This is a genomic window from Pedobacter jeongneungensis, from assembly GCF_000633455.1.
In the GTDB taxonomy this organism is placed as follows: Bacteria; Bacteroidota; Bacteroidia; order Sphingobacteriales; family Sphingobacteriaceae; genus Pedobacter; species Pedobacter jeongneungensis_A.
Genome location: NZ_AYMG01000015.1, coordinates 46,401 through 66,276, shown reverse-complemented (window position 1 = coordinate 66,276; position 19,876 = coordinate 46,401). Strand labels below are relative to the sequence as shown.

At 37.8% G+C, this 19,876-nt stretch carries 22 protein-coding genes; 8 read left to right on the top strand and 14 right to left on the bottom strand.

Annotation, left to right across the window (positions count from 1 at the left end; all coding sequences use genetic code 11):
- Nucleotides 1-31: 31 nt before the first annotated feature.
- From U859_RS0115120 to U859_RS0115090, 6 genes are all read right to left on the bottom strand, one after another.
- On the bottom strand, nt 32-223 hold the full coding sequence (locus U859_RS0115120) for a hypothetical protein (protein WP_025144195.1): 192 nt from the start codon (nt 221-223) through the stop codon (nt 32-34).
- A gap of 123 nt (nt 224-346) precedes the next feature.
- Nucleotides 347-868 (bottom strand): tetratricopeptide repeat protein, encoded by a 522-nt coding sequence (locus U859_RS0115115; RefSeq protein WP_025144194.1) that lies wholly within the window; start codon nt 866-868, stop codon nt 347-349.
- Between the two features lie 257 nt (nt 869-1,125).
- Nucleotides 1,126-1,611 (bottom strand): hypothetical protein, encoded by a 486-nt coding sequence (locus U859_RS32005; RefSeq protein ID WP_025144193.1) that lies wholly within the window; start codon nt 1,609-1,611, stop codon nt 1,126-1,128.
- A gap of 459 nt (nt 1,612-2,070) precedes the next feature.
- Nucleotides 2,071-3,033: an AAA family ATPase gene (locus U859_RS0115100; RefSeq protein WP_025144191.1), complete on the bottom strand. Its 963-nt coding sequence runs from the start codon at nt 3,031-3,033 to the stop codon at nt 2,071-2,073.
- Nucleotides 3,034-3,038: 5 nt separating this feature from the next.
- The gene (locus tag U859_RS0115095; protein ID WP_025144190.1) at nt 3,039-4,397 is read right to left on the bottom strand and encodes a peptidylprolyl isomerase; all 1,359 of its coding nucleotides are present in this window, start codon (nt 4,395-4,397) and stop codon (nt 3,039-3,041) included.
- Between the two features lie 55 nt (nt 4,398-4,452).
- On the bottom strand, nt 4,453-4,977 hold the full coding sequence (locus tag U859_RS0115090; protein ID WP_240183055.1) for a hypothetical protein: 525 nt from the start codon (nt 4,975-4,977) through the stop codon (nt 4,453-4,455).
- Between the two features lie 167 nt (nt 4,978-5,144).
- On the opposite strand from U859_RS0115090, the gene U859_RS31110 reads away from it, so the two are divergent.
- Entirely contained in the window at nt 5,145-5,798 is a 654-nt protein-coding gene (locus U859_RS31110; protein ID WP_025144188.1) for a hypothetical protein, read from the top strand.
- 123 nt (nt 5,799-5,921) lie between these two features.
- Nucleotides 5,922-6,503, top strand: coding sequence for a non-canonical purine NTP diphosphatase (locus U859_RS0115080; RefSeq protein ID WP_025144187.1), 582 nt, complete (start codon nt 5,922-5,924; stop codon nt 6,501-6,503).
- On the opposite strand, the gene U859_RS0115075 is transcribed toward U859_RS0115080, so the two are convergent.
- The 3 genes from U859_RS0115075 to U859_RS0115065 are packed head-to-tail and all read right to left on the bottom strand — an operon-like array spanning nt 6,498 to nt 9,402.
- Nucleotides 6,498-6,800: a type II toxin-antitoxin system RelE/ParE family toxin gene (locus U859_RS0115075; protein WP_025144186.1), complete on the bottom strand. Its 303-nt coding sequence runs from the start codon at nt 6,798-6,800 to the stop codon at nt 6,498-6,500. The genes U859_RS0115080 and U859_RS0115075 overlap by 6 nt on opposite strands.
- Nucleotides 6,800-7,021 carry a hypothetical protein gene (locus U859_RS0115070; protein ID WP_025144185.1) on the bottom strand — a complete coding sequence of 74 codons (222 nt, stop codon included), beginning with the start codon at nt 7,019-7,021 and terminating at the stop codon, nt 6,800-6,802. Before U859_RS0115070 ends, U859_RS0115075 begins: the two co-directional genes overlap by 1 nt.
- Nucleotides 7,022-7,056: 35 nt before the next feature.
- Nucleotides 7,057-9,402, bottom strand: coding sequence for an OstA-like protein (locus tag U859_RS0115065; protein WP_025144184.1), 2,346 nt, complete (start codon nt 9,400-9,402; stop codon nt 7,057-7,059).
- A gap of 65 nt (nt 9,403-9,467) precedes the next feature.
- Here U859_RS0115065 and tilS point away from each other — a divergent pair, with 65 nt between their 5' ends.
- The 4 genes from tilS to U859_RS0115045 all read left to right on the top strand — a co-directional run bounded on the left by tilS (nt 9,468) and on the right by U859_RS0115045 (nt 13,216).
- Nucleotides 9,468-10,799, top strand: coding sequence for a tRNA lysidine(34) synthetase TilS (tilS, locus tag U859_RS0115060; protein WP_025144183.1), 1,332 nt, complete (start codon nt 9,468-9,470; stop codon nt 10,797-10,799).
- Nucleotides 10,800-11,288: a hypothetical protein gene (locus U859_RS0115055; protein WP_025144182.1), complete on the top strand. Its 489-nt coding sequence runs from the start codon at nt 10,800-10,802 to the stop codon at nt 11,286-11,288.
- 117 nt (nt 11,289-11,405) lie between these two features.
- On the top strand, nt 11,406-12,548 hold the full coding sequence (gene bshA, locus U859_RS0115050) for an N-acetyl-alpha-D-glucosaminyl L-malate synthase BshA (RefSeq protein ID WP_025144181.1): 1,143 nt from the start codon (nt 11,406-11,408) through the stop codon (nt 12,546-12,548).
- Between the two features lie 221 nt (nt 12,549-12,769).
- Entirely contained in the window at nt 12,770-13,216 is a 447-nt protein-coding gene (locus U859_RS0115045) for a KTSC domain-containing protein (protein ID WP_025144180.1), read from the top strand.
- A gap of 53 nt (nt 13,217-13,269) precedes the next feature.
- Here the strand turns inward: U859_RS0115045 and U859_RS0115040 are convergent, their stop codons facing one another.
- The 4 genes from U859_RS0115040 to cysS all read right to left on the bottom strand — a co-directional run bounded on the left by U859_RS0115040 (nt 13,270) and on the right by cysS (nt 16,194).
- Nucleotides 13,270-13,458: a hypothetical protein gene (locus tag U859_RS0115040; RefSeq protein WP_025144179.1), complete on the bottom strand. Its 189-nt coding sequence runs from the start codon at nt 13,456-13,458 to the stop codon at nt 13,270-13,272.
- Nucleotides 13,459-13,550: 92 nt separating this feature from the next.
- A complete protein-coding gene (locus U859_RS0115035) occupies nt 13,551-13,901 on the bottom strand; it encodes a hypothetical protein (protein WP_162799939.1) in 351 nt (116 codons plus the stop codon).
- A gap of 102 nt (nt 13,902-14,003) precedes the next feature.
- Nucleotides 14,004-14,684, bottom strand: coding sequence for an aspartate/glutamate racemase family protein (locus U859_RS0115030; RefSeq protein ID WP_025144177.1), 681 nt, complete (start codon nt 14,682-14,684; stop codon nt 14,004-14,006).
- A 49-nt stretch (nt 14,685-14,733) separates the two neighbouring features.
- Nucleotides 14,734-16,194, bottom strand: coding sequence for a cysteine--tRNA ligase (gene cysS / locus U859_RS0115025; RefSeq protein ID WP_025144176.1), 1,461 nt, complete (start codon nt 16,192-16,194; stop codon nt 14,734-14,736).
- Nucleotides 16,195-16,571: 377 nt separating this feature from the next.
- Between cysS and U859_RS0115015 the strand changes: the two genes are divergently transcribed.
- Nucleotides 16,572-17,003: a GNAT family N-acetyltransferase gene (locus tag U859_RS0115015; RefSeq protein ID WP_025144174.1), complete on the top strand. Its 432-nt coding sequence runs from the start codon at nt 16,572-16,574 to the stop codon at nt 17,001-17,003.
- Between the two features lie 175 nt (nt 17,004-17,178).
- Nucleotides 17,179-18,072: a lipoyl synthase gene (lipA, locus tag U859_RS0115010; protein ID WP_025144173.1), complete on the top strand. Its 894-nt coding sequence runs from the start codon at nt 17,179-17,181 to the stop codon at nt 18,070-18,072.
- A 150-nt stretch (nt 18,073-18,222) separates the two neighbouring features.
- Here lipA and U859_RS0115005 read toward each other — a convergent pair whose 3' ends face one another.
- Nucleotides 18,223-19,782 carry a TlpA family protein disulfide reductase gene (locus U859_RS0115005; RefSeq protein ID WP_025144172.1) on the bottom strand — a complete coding sequence of 520 codons (1,560 nt, stop codon included), beginning with the start codon at nt 19,780-19,782 and terminating at the stop codon, nt 18,223-18,225.
- Nucleotides 19,783-19,876 lie beyond the last annotated feature (94 nt).

Here is a 19,876-nt window from a genome sequence, read left to right as displayed (position 1 = left end):
AGCGCTTTTTTTGTTTGAGTTTTACTAATGCCTAGTGATGCGATTCAGGAGCTTCTGTGTGGTGTGCTTCAGTTTTCTCGTGCGAAGAAGTTTCTTCACCATGGTGGAAAATTGGTCTTGTGAAAGCCACAAGCAGGATTAAAACAATAATCCAAGCAGTTAATGGTAGTGCCCAAATGCCTTTAGTTTGCTGAACTGGCGCGTGTGAATCGTGAGCTGACATATCGAATATTTTTGATTTAAGAATTTATGCTTTGTAATTGTGTGGTAAAGATAATAACAAAATTAAAATAAAAAGATAAAATGGCGATTTGTATGTAAAAGCCTAGGGATAAAGGCTAGCCCTTTATCCCTGTAAATCGTAAATCATTTTTTTAGTGCTGTTCATTTTACTTTTAATGCGGTTCTGATGCTCGAGTAAAGCACTATGCTCATCCTGAACGGCATTAAACAGTTCTGCTTTTTTAAAATAGTTTGCGGCTTCTGCAAAATTTTGCTGTTGTTCTGCATGCAAACCTAAACTTTCGTAAATATGGGCTTCGCAAACGCCTGCAACACTTAAAGCTTTATCAGCAATCTGTTTAACCAGCTTATGCATTTTTAGTGTAATCACCAGCTTTAAATAGGGTTCGTAAACCTCCGGAAAATCAGCATCGAGTTCGGTGCAACGTTTGTAATAATAACCAGCAGTTTTGTAATCTTTAAAACGCTCGTGATAAATATCTCCCAACTGAAAATAACCTCTGGCGTAATCAGGATCGAAGGCAATAAGCTCATTAAAATACTGAAGTGCTTTAGGCAGCTCGCCCCAGTGCAACTCTTCAATGGCCTGTAGATATTTTTCCTCTACAGTAGTATAAATGTCCATAACGGATATTATTAATTTTGTTAAGCGGTATTTTGCTTAGCAAATGGGTAATTAAATTGATTTTTAAATTTTGGTTTATGCTATGATGGCAAAAACGCTAAGGGTTGGGAAGGAAATTTAAGTCAATACCCAAACCCTTTATGCCACAAGACGGGCTAAAGTGCATTTTTTGGATATATAGTTGACGTAGCATTTCTGTAAATTTGATGCAAAGATATTTATTTTCAATGAATTGCAAATTATTTTTTTTCGATTGATCAGCTTTTCATCTTGACGAGTGCATTTTTAATCTGCCTCCTATGCTTTAAAATATGAACGATGGCATGTTCGAGCATCTGTTCTACATCATATTGTTGTCCCCACCTGGTATTGATCTTTTTGGCTTGATCAAACTCTTCCACTGTAATGTTGGGGTTTCTGATGAAAAAATCCTGATTATAATTAAATGCTTCCTTTAGCCTTGAAATATAGGGCGCTACCTGATCAAATTGCAGCCGTTCTGGTCTGGTCGTTTCCAATCCGATGGAGTTTTCGATGTAAACCGCATAACTAAACATTGAGGCGCATACATGCGTTAAAATGGTTTGGATGGAGATGCAATCAGTATTAGTACTTTTTGGCTCGATGGTTCGGAGCAATTGTTGCTGGCTTATTGGCTCAATTACAGTAATCAGCTCATTAACTGCTTTCTTATATTCATCCATTAGTGCAGCAATTGCACCGGTAAGGTTATTGGCTTCCATCGTTAAAACAAATATAATTGTTTGAGATGAATTTTATTTGCGAAGTCTTTTGTTGGTCGAGATTTTAGGTTACCAGATTTATAATGCCAATCAATAAAGGTAAATAGGTGAGTAAAAGTATAGTAGTAAAGTCTTTGCGTTCTTGCCCTTTGTTTACATGAATAAGTACAAGGAATGTTATAGTGGTAGATGCCATCGCCAGGATCATTAGAATAAGCATCCCGGCATTTGCAGCCCCACAGCTTCTTTTTGAAGGGTCTACAGGCATAAAAAAAAGGGCCCAAACAGCAAAATACGGTAATAATGATATAAGTGGAATATACCGCCTTTTAATAAAATCGAAAATCATATTTGGAGCCTCCATATTTGAACGGAGATTACAAATCTTTAATACACTATTTTATAAAAGGTAACCTTTTCTTGAGACGGGATTACAAATCCCGACTAACTAAGTCTATGCTACAATAAATCTTTGATGATTTTTTCGATCGATAAACCTTCAGCTTCGGCGCGGTAATTACGCACAATACGATGACGTAAAATAGGCTCTGCTACGGCTTTCACATCTTCAATATCAGGAGAATATTTTCCGGTAACTGCGGCATGGCATTTAGCGCCCAACACTAAAAACTGCGACGCACGTGGACCTGCACCCCAGCTAATGTATTTATTCACGGCCTCGGTAGCGAATTCGCTATTTGGACGGGTTTTAGCAGCCAGCTTAACGGCATACTCCAAAACATTGTCGGTAATGGGAATATCGCGGATCAGTTTCTGGAAATATTGAATATCGTCTGCATGGATAATTTTCTGCAGTTGAATGGTTTTATTACTGGTGGTGTTTTTAACAATGTTCAGTTCATCTGCAAAAGCAGGATAGTTTAACTGAATATTGAACATGAAACGGTCTAATTGCGCCTCGGGCAATGGATAAGTTCCTTCCTGTTCAATCGGGTTTTGTGTGGCCAAAACAAAGAATGGTTTTGGCAAAGTATGGGTTTGACCAGCGGCGGTAACCGATTTCTCCTGCATGGCTTCTAATAAAGCAGCCTGCGTTTTTGGAGGGGTACGGTTAATTTCATCTGCCAGGATAATATTAGAAAAAACAGGCCCTTTTATAAATTTAAAGTGCCTGTCTTCTCCTAAAATCTCTGCGCCAATAATATCGCTTGGCATTAAATCTGGTGTAAACTGGATCCTGTTGAAATCGAGGTCTAAAACAGATGCCACAGTTTGTACAAGTAAAGTTTTAGCCAATCCGGGTACGCCAACCAACAGACAATGTCCGTTACTGAAAATGGCGATTAAAACAGATTTTATGATGTCATCCTGTCCAACTACTACTTTGCTTATTTCGGCTTTAATGTTGTTGAAAGATTGATGAAGTGCATCAACAGCTTCTACTTCGTTCTTATACTGCATTGGTGTTATTTTGCGGCTGTGGTTTTAGTCCAGATTTTTAACTCATCACAGGTATTAAATTCGTCGTCGATTTTAATGTAAGTGCTTTCGCGACGTTTTTGAAACCATTCGCTTAAAGTACGATTAATTTTATCACTTTGTGCAGCATCCCTGATTTTTGGAAAATCCTGTTTCAGATTTGCTTTGTGTGGCGGTATTTTCGATTTTAAATATAAAATGCGGTAACCTTGTTTTCCATCAGGTGCAGTAAATAAATCAGGTTTAGAAACACCACCAATTTTCATGCTATCGATTACCAAAAATACCGACGGGTCTAATTTATCAACCGGAATAAAAGTACTTCTTGCCTGAACATTTTCAGCATTAAGCATCATACCGCCGTTATATTTGGTTTCTTTATTATCAGAGTAAAGGTTTGCAGCCGCCGCAAAGCTTAATTTTTTACCGATAATGTTGTGGTAAATACTATCTGCATGAAGTTTTAAACGTGTTAAGCTTTCTGGTGTAGTTTTAGGCATAATTAAAATGTGCCTTACGTGTACCTGCTCGCCCCTGCGCTCTAATACCTGTAAAAAGTGGAAACCATAATCTGTTTCGAAAACCGGTGAAATTTCTCCTGCTTTTAGTTTAAAAGCCCAGGCGGTAAACTCTTTAACCATGGTATTTCTGTCGATAAAGCCATAATCACCACCATCGGCAGCAGACCCCGGATCTTCCGAATAGGTTTTAGCTAATACGCCCATATCTTCGCCTGCTTTAACCCTTAAACGAAGGGCTTCAATTTTATCGCGGAATTTTTGCTTTTCGGCCCTGGTTAACTGAGGATTTAAAATTACCTCACCAACTTCTACCTCGGTATTAAACTCCGGAATGCTATCGCCTAAAGACTTGAAATATTTTTCAACCTCCATTGGGGTAACGTTGATATTTTCGGTAATTTTTTGCTGCATTTTCTGCGCAATCAATTCATCTTTTACCGATGGCCTGATTTCATCTTTATACTGAAGCACCGATTTGTTCAGGAACTGTTCTAAGCGCTCCTGTCCACCCGCACGCTGCATACTGTAACGCATACGTTTATTTACCTCATCATCAACCGCACCATCTTCAACCATAACCGAATCGATTTCTGCCTGTTGTTTAAGCAGTTTCTGAGTTAAGGTTTGTTGTAAAATTTTACATTTTATCTCATCATTGGCCGGGTTACCCTGATAAAGATATTGGGTATATTGTTGGTTTAAATCTGATAGCAGGATAATATTATTTCCTACAACAGCAGCAACTTTATCTACAGTATGCTTTTGCGCATAACTGTTTAAAAACAGGCAAATTAAAGCGGTTGCTACTAAAAAAACTTTCTTCATTCTATTTGTTATATTTTGCAAATTTAATATTTATGGTTATTCTCCATCACGCTGGTTATAACCTGGCAAGCTTTTTAAGCTCGTTATCGTTAATCCTTACCTGATATTTCTGTTTAAGGCTTTTTAGCCATTTATCTTCTAAACTCAGTTGATAATCGGCAATTACCTCTCCCCTAACTTCGCTCAGGGGTTTGTTATAATTTTGCTGGTTTTTACTGTAAAAATCATTTATCGCCTGGTCATCTTCCTGTGCTTTGTTCCATATTTTTTGTTCCGAAACATTGAACATTAAAACACCTTCGCGGTACTCATTCAATAAAAAATCACGGTCTTTATTACCGCCACCAACTTTTTTATGCGCTATTAATGCGTCCTCATAAGTTTTGATTTCTTCCTGATAGCTGGCACTTTTATCCAGTCCCATATCGCGGGCATCCAAAACTTTGAGTTTAAAATTTATATACAGGTTTAGATAAGCTTGTAAGGTATCGTAAGCAGCACTGATGTTTCCATTGTGGCTTTTTTTATACGCCCACATAAACTCCCTGGCACTTATCGATTTACCATTTACAACAGCCACGTTTTGTGCAAACGAAATGCTATAAATAAAGCTAAAAACAAATAGGCAGTAAGCTTTCCTCACACAGAGCACTCTATAAATTTTAAGGGATAAAAGTAACAATTAGCGACGCTATTATAAGATATTTAACTAATTTTAACAGAAATTATTATCCAACAAAAATACGAATGGAAAACCAGGTTACCAACAATGCGAACGCTTTACGTTTATTTTTTACCGACGAAGTTTTCGTGGTGAAGGATGAAAGTGTAGAAATTCGGCCTTTGCGTAATCCTGAGCCAGTTTTTGTTCCTGAAAATGTTTCGCTCGCTGAAGAAAAAGAAACAGTTTTAAAGGCAGAAACTATCCAAATTCCAGCGATTAAACCTACAGAAACACTAAAAGTTTACCCACAAGCTCCTGAAATTCCGCATATTGTGGCCGAACCTCTGCCTGAAAAAACATTTAAATTTTTGGGCGGAAATAAAAAATCGGTACTGATATTGGTGAACGATCAGCAGCATGATGTAAGTACCGAACAAGGTAGGGAACTACTCCGTAAAATTGTAAAAGCGGTTGATCTGGGTACACCCGATTTTGCCGTGTTAAACTACGCAAATTATAAAGGGACAGACTACTTAGAACTGCACGGTTTTTTTAAACCGGTTATCATGTTGTCGTTCGGGGTGGAAATTGCTGACCTAAAACTTAACCTAACCTGGCAGAACGAAATCATCATTCATGAAAGCACCAAAATTATCTTCGCCCCAAATCTTCATCATCTGGATAGTGATTTAACCGCAAAGAAAACCCTTTGGGGCCACCTCCAAAAAATTAAATAGCTCGGGAGTATGAAGTAGTTAGTATCCATTTATTAGTATCAAGTATCAAGATGGATTGTAGCCTTTACACAGAAACCTTAACCTTTCAACATTCCAACTTTTTAACCTTCCAAATTTTCCCCAATGAAAAAACTCGTTTTTGCCACCAATAATCAACATAAAACAGAAGAAATACGTGCAGCACTTGAAGGAAAATATGAAGTACTGAACCTGGAAGACATTGGTTGTTTAGTTGATATCCCTGAAACGGCCGACACTTTTGAAGGTAATGCAAGTCTGAAGAGTGCGTATGTGGTAGAACATTTTAGTTTAGACTGTTTTGCAGATGATAGCGGCTTAGAGGTGGAGGCTTTAAATAACGAACCTGGGGTTTATTCTGCAAGGTATTCGGGAAGCCGTGATAGCGCAGAAAACATTCAGCTGGTTTTAAAGAAACTTGAAGGGAACAACAATAGAAAAGCCAGATTTAAAACGGTAATTTCACTCATGCAGAATGGCGAGAACCATATTTTTGAAGGAATAATTGAAGGAACAATCAGAGCAGCATTATCTGGTTCGAAAGGTTTTGGTTATGATCCTATTTTCCAACCGGATGGCTATGAGATCACCTTTGCTGAAATGGATATGGCAGAGAAGAACAAAATCAGTCACAGGGCTATTGCGTTGAGAAAGATGATTGATTTTTTAAGGGGACCGGAATTATAAAAATCTTTTTTTCTTTTTCCCACTTTGTCGATTGTCAATAAAGGTTACAATTTCTAAAGTTTTTGTTTTAGGCTTAATCCTGTATACAACAGATATATGTGGAATAATAACACCTATATGTGTATTCTTTGTTTTATACGTTTTTCTAGAAATAAAAGGTTCTTTGGATAGCGTTTCAAGATAAGTAAATACCCTAGCGATAAACTTTTTCACCTCAATCTCCGTCCAATTTTCTTTTAGGTAATCTATGTTTTTCTGGAAAGTTTCACCTGCTCTTTTAGACCATATAATATTCATTACATGCTAAATCTGTTTTTTGCTTCTTCATTACTGAAACTTTCGCCACGATCGAGTTGATTAATTCCTTCCAAAACATCATTTTGTTGATTGCTATTTAAGCCATCAAACCAATCAAAATCCCGTGCAGTGATTAATGATTTAATGTCTCTTATCAAACCCTCATCATTAGAGTTGATAATCTGCTGGAGTACACTTAATTTTTCTGATTGTAAATCCATAACTAAATTTAAACATTTATTTGCCGAATAACAAACTACATTTTACCAGCTGGCTTTTTTACCTGTAAAGTATCCTTTTTCACCTGAACACTATCCTTTTTTGGTAAAATGGGTTTAATGCCAAAGTTTGCGGTATCCGCTGTTTTGCTAACTGGCAGTTTCTTATCCAGGTTTAAACTGTCTTTAGCCATTGTGATTTTTGGTTTTACAACAGGGACTGTCGCCGAAGGCTTAGCTACAGGAGCAGTTGTTTTTGCACCTGCTACAACAGGTTTACCTGCTTTTGCCTTTGCTTTGGGCTTTGGCTTACCTGACGACCCAATGGCATCTTTCTTCGATTTTGGCCGCTCACTAGGCTTCCACGAAAAACCCTTTAAAGCATGGTCTTTTGCAATCGTATTTTCAGGGTTTAATGCCCCCTCTACTCCCTTGATGTAAACGATATCTTCAATTGCGTTTTCTTTGTCCTTAAAAATGAACTTGATCCTGCTGCTTAGCGTCTGGTTCATTTCTTTGTAAACCTTTGTACTGTCATCCTGGGTATAGTAAATACTTTCTGCGTTTCCATCCACATAAAGGTTTTTTAATTTTCCATTATAAAAGAAACCTGTCATTAAACGGCCTTTTATCTGGTTAAACCTTAGCGAATCGGCTGGGGTATTTACCAAAAATGCATTTTTAATGGCCTGTAAATTATTCAGCTTTTTGTTTTTGAACTGCACATAGATGGTATCGCCAACCTGCTGCGAGCCTTCCGACCAGATAATCGGGTTGCTGTAGCAACGTAAAGTAGAATCAGCACTGGTGTAAAAAAGACTATCTGTTTTGGCCTGAATATTCGTTTTAAAGATTTTCACTCCGTGGTAAGCCTTAATAATACGCGCCTGGACGGTATCTGCAGGATTAAATTTAGCGGTATCGTTGGGTTTCCCAAGCTTTAAATTTCCTATAACTTTTGTTAAACTATCTTTAACACCAGATTTGGCGACCTTTTTTTGCAGACTATCAATTTTTGTTTTTGATACCTCTTTAACAATCGGTGCTGCTTTATCCGCAATTTTCTTTTGCAGGCTATCTGTTTTAAGTTTAGGCAAATTTTTGATCAAAGAATCAGCCTTGCTTTTTAAAACATTATCCTTCTGCAAACTATCGGGATTAATTTTGGGAAGTCCTTTGCTCAGCGAATCTATTTTCGATTTTAAGCTATCGGTACTTTTATCCTTCAGATTCAGTAAATCCTCGGTTTTATCATCACCCTTGTTTTTTTTCTTCTTGTCAGCCTTCCTTTTACTCCTATCTTCTTTTTGGGTAGATTGGATTTCGGGTTTTACTTTGGGCTCGGCGTTTCCTTTTTTTCCGCCGTCTTCATCATCCTCACCAACCTGGTTATCGGCTTTGATCGAAATTTTAGGGATCAGTTTTAAGTTTTTTTGCAGCACCATCTGCGTTTCCAAAGTATCGGCACCCATCCATAAACTATCAGGCCTTTTTTTGTTCTTAACCATTACCGAATCTTCAGTGCCAATACCCATATATGCATTCCGGGTTACGAGTGTACGCTGATCTATCTTATAATAATAGCCTAAATCGCCAAACATTTTCATTTTATCCTTGGTATCAGAAAAAACGATGTTTTTTACCGCTTTACCAACTCCCTGCTTGCCAAAATAATATAAACTATCTCCCTTTAAAGATCGTGTACCTTGTGTATAAAGATTTTTCTTCCCGAAAAAGGCATCCTCCGTCATGGTATTATATTGGCCATTTTCAGTGTAAAGATTATCGTCTTTTCCTTTAATATTGGTTGGCCCATAAAAGTAGGTCCATTTATCCTGTGTATTGTAACTCATCGTATCCGATTTGATCACCGATTGAGGCGTGACTACTACAACATCATATCTAAAATAGGCGACGTTTCTTTGACTAAAATAATAACCATTTTTACTCGTTAGTGTTACTTCTTTATTTACAATTTTACCGCCACTAGTATAAGTGCCTATTTTTGTGAGTGTATTATAATCTAAAATATTGGTGGTTAAGACCGATGTTGGATCGATCATCCTTACGTTCCCCGTTAAATGTGCCTGCTTTTTATTTCCGTCATATTCCAGTTGATCTGAATAGATATCGGTGGTAAGCTGGTTAATGTGCACGTTTTTATAAGCTTCAAAATAGTTCCGCTCGCTGTAAAAAACAGCACTATCGCAGGCTAAAGTGGCATTATCCTGTTGAAAAACAACAAAATTCAGATAAGTTGCTTTCTTTTTAATATCACCTGAGATATGCCGATAAGAAACAATTTTAATTTTCGAGGCAGGTTGCTGACCGAATAAAAATACCGGACTGATTAGAAGAAATAAAAAGACAAATAGTTTTTGCACACTACAAAGTTAGTTTTTTGTTCCGAACGTTCGGAATACCAGTTAAAATTAAATATTTTTGGTGGATGTTACCCTTACAGCAATTTCAGGACTTTATTGAACAGCAACAGCTATTTGTTCAGGGTAACAGGATACTTTTGGCCGTTAGCGGGGGCAAAGATTCGGTATTAATGTTGCATTTGTTTAAAGCAATAGGCGTTGATGTTGGTGTAGCACATTGTAATTTTAATTTAAGGGCCGATGAGGCGCAACGGGATGAAAGTTTTGTTGCATTACTGGTCAAAAATTTAGGGTTACCTTTTTATGTAACGCATTTTGATACAAAAAAATATGCTGCCGAAAATAAAATTTCGACGCAGATGGCTGCACGTGATCTGCGTTATCATTGGTTTGAAGAAATCAGGCTTTCGGAACAGTACGATTACATTGCCCTGGCACAACATCAAAATGATGCAGTTGAAACGGTATTGATTAATCTTACCCGCGGCACAGGAATAAGTGGTTTGCATGGCATTTTGCCTAAACGCGGCCGTTTAATCAGGCCATTGTTATTTTTAAACCGGCAGCAGATTGAGGAACTGGTAACGGCCAATAACATCGATTTTGTGGAGGATAGCTCGAATGCCAGCACCCACTATACCCGCAATAAGATCAGGTTACATGTTGTACCTCATTTGCAGGAAATTAACCCCAACCTTGAAAAAACCTTTGCCGAAAATATTTCCCGCTTTGCTGAGCTGGAGACTTTTTTAAATGTGCAGGTTCAAAAACTGGCAGATAAAATTTTAAATAAAAGGCTTGATGGAATTTACATTTCCTTACCGGAAATTAAACGATTAAACCCTCAAAAGCTATTGCTTTACGAACTGCTTAAGCCTTTTGGTTTTGGTGAGCATGTAATACAGGAAATTCTGGACAGTTTAAAATCACCAAGTGGAACACACTTTTTTAGCTCAACACACCAGGCCATTATTAATAGAAATGATTTGGTAATCGTTGAGAAAAACGTTTTGGTTACCGCCAGTCAGTTTATCCACCCTGCTACCGAAAGCATTGTTTTTGCCGATCACGAAATAACATTAGCGTTTACGGAAGAAATAAAATTCGAATCCGATGCAAATAAAGCTTTTGTAAATGCCGGTAAGTTGATTTTCCCATTGGTACTGAGGAATTGGCAAAATGGAGATAAATTTGTCCCCCTGGGCATGCGTAGCCTGAAAAAGGTGAGCGATTATTTTATTGACGAGAAAGTTCCGCTACATTTGAAAAACACCACCCCTATTTTAGTAAACGGAAATGGCGAAATTGTTTGGATTGCAGGTATGCGACAGGATAACCGATATAAATTAACTACTGCAACAAAAAAAGTTGCTATATTCGAACTCAAAATTAAATAAGTGGAAAGCAGATACGCCTATATCGAAAAACAATACATTGGCCGCGATTACGTCCGCATTTTTATTCGGTTGATTATGGCAGCTTTCTGTTTTGCAGCCTATGTTTATGAACGCGACCGCGACAATACGCAAGATCTGTTCTTGGTAGTGGGTTTCGGGATTATCGGTGTTTCTATGCTCCTGTTATTTCTGATCCAGTACAAAATTATTGTAGATAATGGCAGCATGGTATTGGACGGACTCTGGACAACAAAACGTGTTAAAATAGATTTAAACAGTATTGTTGACGTGCGCAAAGCAACTTATAGTCGTTATTTTTTCAATAATCCGGTATATAATCTTCATACCAAGGGTACCATCCGTTTCTATTCATCAGGTAAAGATGCGGTTGTATTAACCGATCGTGATGGTTTAGAATACTTTATTGGCACACAAAGACCTAATGAACTGTTTTTGGTGATAAAAGAGGAAATGAGAAACCTCAAATAACCACCTCAGTTCACCAAAGAAATCTCTACTTATTATCTAGTCTTTATTATTGCAATAGGCCGACACGCATTATAGATTAAAATCGGGTACATTTGCGATAACAACAATACGTTTATAATGAAGATAGGAATTGTTTGCTACCCCACTTTTGGCGGTAGTGGAGTAGTTGCAACAGAACTTGGTAAGGCTCTTGCTAACGAGGGTCATCAGGTTCACTTTATCACATATAGTCAGCCTGCAAGGCTCGATTTCTTTTCCGCCAACCTGTTTTATCACGAGGTTTCGGTAAGGAATTACCCGCTTTTTGATTATGCGCCCTACGAATCGGCATTGGCCAGCAAACTGGTAGATGTTGTCCGTTTTGAGCAACTGGATGTATTGCACGTTCATTACGCCATTCCACACGCTTCTGCGGCTTTTATGGCCAAGCAGATTTTGGCCAGTTACGGCATCCATATACCAGTGGTAACTACTTTGCACGGTACCGATATTACCCTGGTGGGTAAAGATCCAACCTATAAACCAGTGGTAACTTTCTCTATTAACCAAAGCGACGGCGTAACTACTGTTTCGGAAGATTTAAAAGAAGATACCTATCGCCACTTCGAAATCACAAAAGAAATTAAAGTCATCCCTAACTTTATCGATTTTAGCAGGTTTAGTTTACAGGCAAAAGATCACTTTAAAAAAGCAATTGCCCCAAATAACGAACGGATTTTAATCCACACCAGTAACTTCAGAAAAGTAAAACGCACAGAAGATGTAATCAAAATTTTCGAAAAGGTGCAGACAGTAATTCCATCAAAACTATTAATGGTTGGCGATGGACCAGAACGTGTTTATAACGAGCAACTATGCAGATCGCTTAACATCTGCGAAAATGTACGATTTTTAGGCAAACAGGATGCGGTAGAAGAAATTTTATCGGTTTCTGATCTTTTCCTGATGCCTTCAGAATCTGAAAGTTTCGGTTTAGCAGCATTAGAGGCCATGGCTTGTAAAGTTCCTATCATTACCACAAATGCCGGAGGTTTACCAGAGCTTAATGTAGATGGATTTTGTGGCTACATGAGCAATGTAGGCGATGTGGAGGCAATGGCCGCTCATGCTATTGAAATCCTAAAGGATGATGAAACGCTGAACCGTTTTAAAGAAAATGCCTTCACAAGAGCACAGGATTTTGATTTAAAAAAAATCCTTCCGGAGTATATCAATTATTATAAAGAAGTAATAGAAAACTCGTTACAGGTTAAATACTAAAGGCTTATTGCCCTTTATTAATATGAAGTTTTGCAGTGTAAATACTGCAAAACTTTTTTTTGCCCAATTTTACCTTTAGGTTAGGTAATTGTTAATATTTGAAAAAACAAAACTTTCTCAAAATCAAATGATTATAAATCGTATCTTTGCGGCCTTGAAACGGTTTGGCGGATAGAAATTTCTAAAGTCGTTTCACCAAAATTAAAAAAGAGGTTAGCCCAATGAAAAAAATAGTTGATTACAGAAAGCTTTTGAACGTAGATAAAAATGCTGAGTTAAAAGAGCTTAAATCGGTGTACCGTACATTGATGAAAGATTGTCACCCTGATAAATTTCAGCAGGAAGAAGAGAAATTGGATGCAGAAGCAAGAAGTAAAGAAATTATCGAAGCTTACCATTTCTTAGTGAGCATTGCGCCAGAAACACGCGAGCAGAACATCGAAACTTACACGCAAACCACCACTTTATCTAATATTCAGGATTTCGAATACAAACAACAGGTTTTAAACATCCAGTTTTTTGATGGAAGTGCTTACGAATATTTCGATGTGCCAAAAGCAATTTATGTGAAACTGGTAAATGCCGATTCTCCAGGCCGTTTTGCCCGCAGACACATTTTTAATGAATTCCCTTACCGTAACGTTGCAAGGGTAGCAGAACCGGCATAAAATCGATTAATTAAAATATTTAGAAAGGTCCCGATGAAAATCGGGACTTTTTTTTATTTCTTAATATCAGATAAGGTTAATTTTTCGCCCTCCTCCGCATCTTTTAAGGCTACTTTTATTTCGATGTGATTTTCTTTTCTGTTAGATGGAGGAATTGGAACGCCCCCGCCAAGTCCGATAGAAGCTAAAAAGATCAGTAATACCAATCCCATTAGCCTTATGGCTTTTTTGAAATATTTCATTTTAAATCAATGGTGATTTCCCGATTGAATAATCAGTAGATCTGTAAAACAATAATCGAATGGCCTTTTTGGATATCAGGCCAAAACCGGTATTAGCTTATGTGATCTTTTTCTGTAGGGTATTGCGAGATCGCTTCCTGAACAAATAAGCGCGAAATGCGGGGAATAGATAGGGAAATCAGGCTGAGTTCGGCTAGTTTTACGGCGAGTAACCTGTTAAAGGTGAAAATCTGTAAAAGGTATTCGCCTATCGAAACACTAGTTTTAATTATTGCCTTCCTGAAAAGAACTGGCGTAGTAAAATGCTTACGTTTATGAGATACCCACTCTGTTTGAGAAGATTGATTATATTGAAAAGCAACCGAACCTGCGCTGTTATTGGAAAAAGTAAACAAGCTCCAAAACAGGATAAATAAAGTTATCCCTTTCGAATGCAGTTTCACTGAATATATTGATTTACAGTCCATTTACTTTTGCTAAAGGTAGCATTATTGCTGCAAAAGAAAAATAGCACTATTTTAAATTTAAACTGATATTGTACTCTTCTAGGATAATATATAATCTACAATGGCCTGGCAATGAATTTTAGTGGTATCGAATACTGGGATTTCGAAATCATTCTGACTAATGAGCATTGGGATTTCTGTACATCCCAAAATAATGCCTTCCGCTCCATCTGCAATCAGGTGGTTAATTATTTTCAGGTACTGCGCCCTGGTTTCTTCCAGTATCATTCCCCTACCCAGTTCTTCTTTAAGCGTAAACTGTATATAATCGCGGGTTTCTTTTTGGGCTGGCACCAAAACGTTTAATCCATGGTCTTCGAGTTTTTTGATGTAAAAATCTTTCTCCATGGTAAATACGGTACCCAATAGTCCTACCTTTTTAATTCCGGTGGCATTTATGGCTTTAGCCGTTTCGGTACCGATGTGGATGATCGGCAGGCCAATTTCCTCCTGAAGATGATCAGCAAAAAGATGAGCCGTATTGGCGCAGAGCACGATGGCTTCTACACCACTACGCTTTAAACTTTGGCAGGCATGAAGCAAAAGATCAAACGATCCTTCCCAGGTATGATCCTGAACATCTCCAAAATTAAGGGAGTAAACGATACATTCAGCGAAATTTAATCCACCCAATCGCTCATTTACACCCTCATTTATAAATCGGTAATAATCTATTGTCGATACCCAGCTAATGCCTCCTACTAAACCAATTTTTCTCATCGTTTAAATCGACTCATGACTTTGGACTATAGACTCAAGACTAACTTAACTAAGCCTTACTCCAGGTTGTTCCTTCTTTGCCATCTTTAAGCTGAATACCCAATTCCTGCAATCCGATACGAATACGGTCTGAAGTTGCATAATCTTTATTGGCTTTTGCTTCAGTCCTTAAGTTAATCACCATATCCAAAACGCCATTTAAGTCGTTTCCTCCGGCATCTTCATCTTTCAGACCTAAAATATCGAATACGAAATCATTGATCAGCTGTTTTAGTTTTTCTAAGGCTTCTGCTGAGATCTTTCCTTTACCATCGTAAACGGTATTGATAATGCGAACGGCTTCAAATAACTCAGCAACCAGAATCGGGCTGTTAAAATCGTCATTCATCGCATTAATGCATTTTTCTTTCAATGCATCAATATCGAAATCGTTCTGTTCAGAAACGGATAATTTATCCAATAACCCAATTGCCGACATTAAACGACGGAATCCTTTTTCCGAAGCATCCAATGCATCGTTAGAGAAATCCAGAGTACTGCGGTAATGCGCCTGCAACATAAAAAATTTCACTGTCATCGGGCTATAACCTTTTTTCAGCAAAGGATGATCTCCGGTAAACAACTCTAAAGGAAGAAAACCATTTCCGGCCGATTTAGACATGCGTGTACCATTTACCGTAAGCATATTGGTGTGCATCCAGTAGCGTGCAGGCTGTTTATGGCTGCAAGCTTCAGATTGTGCAATTTCGTTGGTATGGTGCGTGGCCGCTAAATCCATTCCTCCACCATGGATATCAAACTCTGCACCCAGATATTTGGCGCTCATGGCCGAACATTCGATATGCCAGCCCGGAAAACCCATGCCCCATGGCGATTGCCATTGCATTAAAGTTTCAGGCTTTGCTTTTATCCAAAGGGCAAAATCCAACCTTCCGCGTTTCTCATCCTGTCCACCCAGTTCGCGGGTATTGTTCAGCATGTCTTCCAGGTTGCGGTTGGTTAAAATCGTATAATTATATTCTTTACTATATTTTTCTACATCAAAATATACGTTGCCACCCACTTCATAACCATAACCATTGGCAATAATCACCTTGATCATTTCAATTTGCTCAATAATATGGCCGGTTGCGGTAGGCTCGATACTAGGCGGCTGGGTATTAAACATGCGCAAAACATCATGAAAACCCAAAGTATACTTCTGTACAATTTCCATTGGTTCCAGCTGCTCTAACTTTGCACGTTTTGCAAATTTATCATCGCCCTCATCCCTATCACCCTCTAAATGGCCTGCATCAGTAATATTACGCACATAACGCACCTTATAACCAGCATATTTAAGGTACCTGAAAATTAAATCAAAAGAAATAAATGTGCGACAATTGCCCAGGTGCACATCGCTGTAAACAGTAGGACCGCAAACATACATCCCAACATTGGGTGCATTTAAGGGTTGAAAAAGTTCTTTTTTGCGTGAAAGCGTATTGTAAAGCTGTAAGCCAGTATCCATATTGCAAATGTAAGATTTAGTTAGAAAGTAAAAACGTTTAAAGTTGCAATGTTTCGCTTATGATTTTTAGCTAACATTTGAAAGGCAATATCGGGTATCACTTGCAAATAGCTAAATGCTTGCAAATATTTTTTATTATTATTTGGAAAGGTACTTTAGAGCTTATGAGTAAGTGTAGTCCCTCTTTCCGCTGTAGCTTCGCCGAAGAGGCTCAGGCTTCCGCTTCAATAGGGTTTAAGTGGCGTGGCCTGGTGCTTTTGGAGGTTAAACTTACGAAGTTGGCCAAGCACACAGCTTCCGTGCAGTCAGATGTTACCATCTGACGTTAGAACAATTTTTTAATCTTAATTTAGTTTAACATAATAACCTTATTAACAATGGTCGAAATCAGGGCAATAACCGAAAAAGATGCAGAAATTGTGGCGGAGCTATCTACACAATTGGGTTATCAAAGTAATGTTGATCAAACACAGATCAGGATCAGGCAGATTAACAACAGTAATGAGAACTGTGCTTATGTTGCTGTATTCGAAAATAAAGTAGTCGGTTGGATCCATGGTTTTTATACTTTAAGGATAGAATCAGATCCATTTATCGAAATTGGCGGATTGGTTGTAGATTCAGCTTACCGCAACCTAAAAATCGGGAAACAGCTAATCGATCGTGTAAAACTTTGGGCAAAAGATTACCAGGTAAAAAAATTAAAGGTAAGGTGTAATATCAAACGCACCGAAAGTCATCAATTTTACGAGCGGGTTGGTTTTAAAGAAAATAAACGGCAGATTGCTTTTGAGATGGATCTGGATTAATTTTTCAGTGTCGGATAGAAATATCTTACACCAAGATGAAAATTAGGCTTTATACCCAGTTAACCCCCTGAGCATAGTCGAAGGGTAAACAATTAACCAGTTAACCAAACTATTATTACAACCCTCAAACATTTCGGCATTGCAACAATTCAATCCTATTCATTAACTTTGTACCATGATTGATTTACCAGTAGTACCTGCTGTAACTGAAGTTAAACGCAAACCAGATTGGTTACGCGTAAAATTGCCCGTTGGTAAAGAATATGCACAAGTTCGCAGTTTAGTAGACACGCACAAGCTGCATACCATCTGCGAAAGCGGTAATTGCCCTAATATGGGCGAGTGTTGGGGTGCAGGTACGGCAACTTTCATGATTTTAGGTAATATCTGTACCCGGAGCTGTTCTTTCTGTGCAGTTGCAACCGGCAGGCCATTGGCTGTTGATGTTGACGAACCTAACCGTATTGCCGATTCCGTAAGATTAATGGGCGTTAAACATTGCGTAATTACTTCGGTAGACCGAGATGATTTAAAAGATGGTGGTTCAATTATCTGGGCTGAAACCTTACAGGCTATCCGCAGAGAAAGCCCGATCACTACTTTAGAAACTTTAATCCCCGATTTTAAAGGTCAGTGGGATAATTTATACCGTGTTTTAGAAGAACGCCCGGAAGTGGTTTCACACAATATGGAAACCGTTAAGCGTTTAACCAGACAGGTGCGTATCCAGGCTAAGTACGACAGAAGTTTAGAAGCTTTAAAAAGAATTTCGGAATTTGGTTTAAGAACTAAAACAGGCATTATGCTTGGTTTGGGCGAAACGGAAGAAGATATTTTCGAAGCCATGGACGATTTAGTGGCCAATGGTGTTCACATCCTAACCTTAGGACAATATTTACAGCCAACCCGCAACCACCACCCTGTGGTTGATTGGATTCATCCTGACACCTTTGCCATGTACAAAGAAGCTGGTTTGGCAAAAGGCTTAAAATATGTAGAAAGTGGTCCGCTGGTACGTTCATCTTACCACGCCGAAAAACATCTTTTCCCTATTGAAGGAATAGCATAATTCAGATTATTTAAAGATTTTAAATCTTCGTAGAGGATATTTAAATCAGTAAAAATAATTAATATGTCTGTCTGAGCCTGTCGAAGACCCCATTTTTAATATAAAGAAGGTACTTCGACAAGCTCAGTGTGACAGAAAAAGTTCAGACACTTAGTTTTTTCTCAGCGCTGCGTCCAGTTCGCTTTTCCCAATATTCCCTGATAGCTCATCCATGCGTGGTGCATTATTATTCGCCATAGTACCATCTTTATTGATAATTACATAATGCGGGATCCCGCTAACGCCATAGGTTTTACAAACCGGATTTTTGGTCCAGCCTTCAGCAATTAAGTTTACACCTGTTAGTTTATATTCCTTTATCGCATTTTTCCAGGCTTTTTCTCCGCTATCCACACAAATATTGATAAAAACAACATCTTTATCTTTATAACCCTCATGCAGTTTTGCTTCATAGTTCTCAATATCATAAATACAAGGTCCGCAGCCTACTCCCCAAAAATCGATATACACCACTTTACCTTTAAAATCGCTAAGCGAAACGCTTTTTCCTTTATCATCAGGCAATGAGAAATTAGGTGCCTGTAAACCAGGTTTTAAATTTTTGGCCAGATCGTATTTTTCTGCCAGGGCTTTTTTAAAATAGGGCGTTTTTGCCTGGGGTAAATAATGATTGTATACTTCCTCAACATCTTTAAATGGATAGTAGTCGAAACCAAACATAAGGCAGTTGGTGATAAACCAGTCTTCCACAAACGTTGATCGCAAAGCTGCTTTGGCCATATAATAATCTTTAAAACTAAAATTAGTCGGGCTGCTTTTCCGGGTTTCTTCTACATATCTGTTAATTGGAGAGGCAAAACGGATATAGTTGAACATAAACTCCCTGTACTCAGGCAGATCTATTAAATACCTTTCATTAGAAGTTTTATAATTATCACTACCATCCAGAATACCATATTTTAAAAATTTTGAAGGCTTACCGTTTACTTTTCCTTCAAGCATTGGCAGTTTAAAAACACTATCTTCTACTACCTTGAGGGAAAACCGATCCAATAATTTAGCATCTCTAAGCCAGGATGCATAAGAAAAATAGTTGTTAGAAAGCAAATATGATGTAGATGAATTGGCATGGTCCGTATCTTTAGACAAAATGAATTTTACTTTTTTACTGTATAGATTATTCAGCAGATCAAATTTTGCCTTAGCAGACAAAGTTTCACGTTCTTTATAAAACTGATCCCTCAATTCCGATTCAGGTTTTCTAAAATTTTTATAAATTTCCCATTCCGTTTTTAAAATTTCAGCTCTACTGGCTACACTTGCATTTAAACTAAATGATTGCTCAAAATTCTTTTCATCCCAGTTCAACAAAATGGTATCACCGTCGGCAACAGTAATGGTTATCGCATCATCATTTAAATAAAGATGCAACTGCTGGCTGTTAATAATTGGAAAAGATTTTTCAAATGATCCATCTTTGTTAAAATCTACAAAATAACTTTCATTATTGTACATATAGGTTGTCATGCCAAATTCAAAGAATTTATCTTTTAAATTTTTCGCTTTACCTTTTAGTACGAAAGTACCTTGTTTACCAAAACTGGCCAACATGTCTTCTTCGCTATTTGGATTGCTGTTTTTTTGGGCAAAAATCGGTGTACCGAAAAGTAGGGTAATTATAAGTACCCCATATTTAAGAGCTGTATTCATTTAGATGTTATATTTAGTTAAACTAAAATAGTACAATCTGATGTAAACAGAAGTTAAAAATCGTTAAACTTTTTCAAGCTTAAGGCTTTAGAAT

Coding starts and splice junctions, on each gene's coding strand:
- U859_RS0115120 (WP_025144195.1), bottom strand. CDS start 223: ATGTCAGCTCACGATTCACACGCGCCAGTTCAGCAAACTAAAGGCATT.
- U859_RS0115115 (WP_025144194.1), bottom strand. CDS start 868: ATGGACATTTATACTACTGTAGAGGAAAAATATCTACAGGCCATTGAA.
- U859_RS32005 (WP_025144193.1), bottom strand. CDS start 1,611: ATGGAAGCCAATAACCTTACCGGTGCAATTGCTGCACTAATGGATGAA.
- U859_RS0115100 (WP_025144191.1), bottom strand. CDS start 3,033: ATGCAGTATAAGAACGAAGTAGAAGCTGTTGATGCACTTCATCAATCT.
- U859_RS0115095 (WP_025144190.1), bottom strand. CDS start 4,397: ATGAAGAAAGTTTTTTTAGTAGCAACCGCTTTAATTTGCCTGTTTTTA.
- U859_RS31110 (WP_025144188.1), top strand. CDS start 5,145: ATGGAAAACCAGGTTACCAACAATGCGAACGCTTTACGTTTATTTTTT.
- U859_RS0115080 (WP_025144187.1), top strand. CDS start 5,922: ATGAAAAAACTCGTTTTTGCCACCAATAATCAACATAAAACAGAAGAA.
- U859_RS0115075 (WP_025144186.1), bottom strand. CDS start 6,800: ATGAATATTATATGGTCTAAAAGAGCAGGTGAAACTTTCCAGAAAAAC.
- U859_RS0115070 (WP_025144185.1), bottom strand. CDS start 7,021: ATGGATTTACAATCAGAAAAATTAAGTGTACTCCAGCAGATTATCAAC.
- tilS (WP_025144183.1), top strand. CDS start 9,468: ATGTTACCCTTACAGCAATTTCAGGACTTTATTGAACAGCAACAGCTA.
- bshA (WP_025144181.1), top strand. CDS start 11,406: ATGAAGATAGGAATTGTTTGCTACCCCACTTTTGGCGGTAGTGGAGTA.
- U859_RS0115045 (WP_025144180.1), top strand. CDS start 12,770: ATGAAAAAAATAGTTGATTACAGAAAGCTTTTGAACGTAGATAAAAAT.
- U859_RS0115040 (WP_025144179.1), bottom strand. CDS start 13,458: ATGAAATATTTCAAAAAAGCCATAAGGCTAATGGGATTGGTATTACTG.
- U859_RS0115030 (WP_025144177.1), bottom strand. CDS start 14,684: ATGAGAAAAATTGGTTTAGTAGGAGGCATTAGCTGGGTATCGACAATA.
- cysS (WP_025144176.1), bottom strand. CDS start 16,194: ATGGATACTGGCTTACAGCTTTACAATACGCTTTCACGCAAAAAAGAA.
- U859_RS0115015 (WP_025144174.1), top strand. CDS start 16,572: ATGGTCGAAATCAGGGCAATAACCGAAAAAGATGCAGAAATTGTGGCG.
- lipA (WP_025144173.1), top strand. CDS start 17,179: ATGATTGATTTACCAGTAGTACCTGCTGTAACTGAAGTTAAACGCAAA.
- U859_RS0115005 (WP_025144172.1), bottom strand. CDS start 19,782: ATGAATACAGCTCTTAAATATGGGGTACTTATAATTACCCTACTTTTC.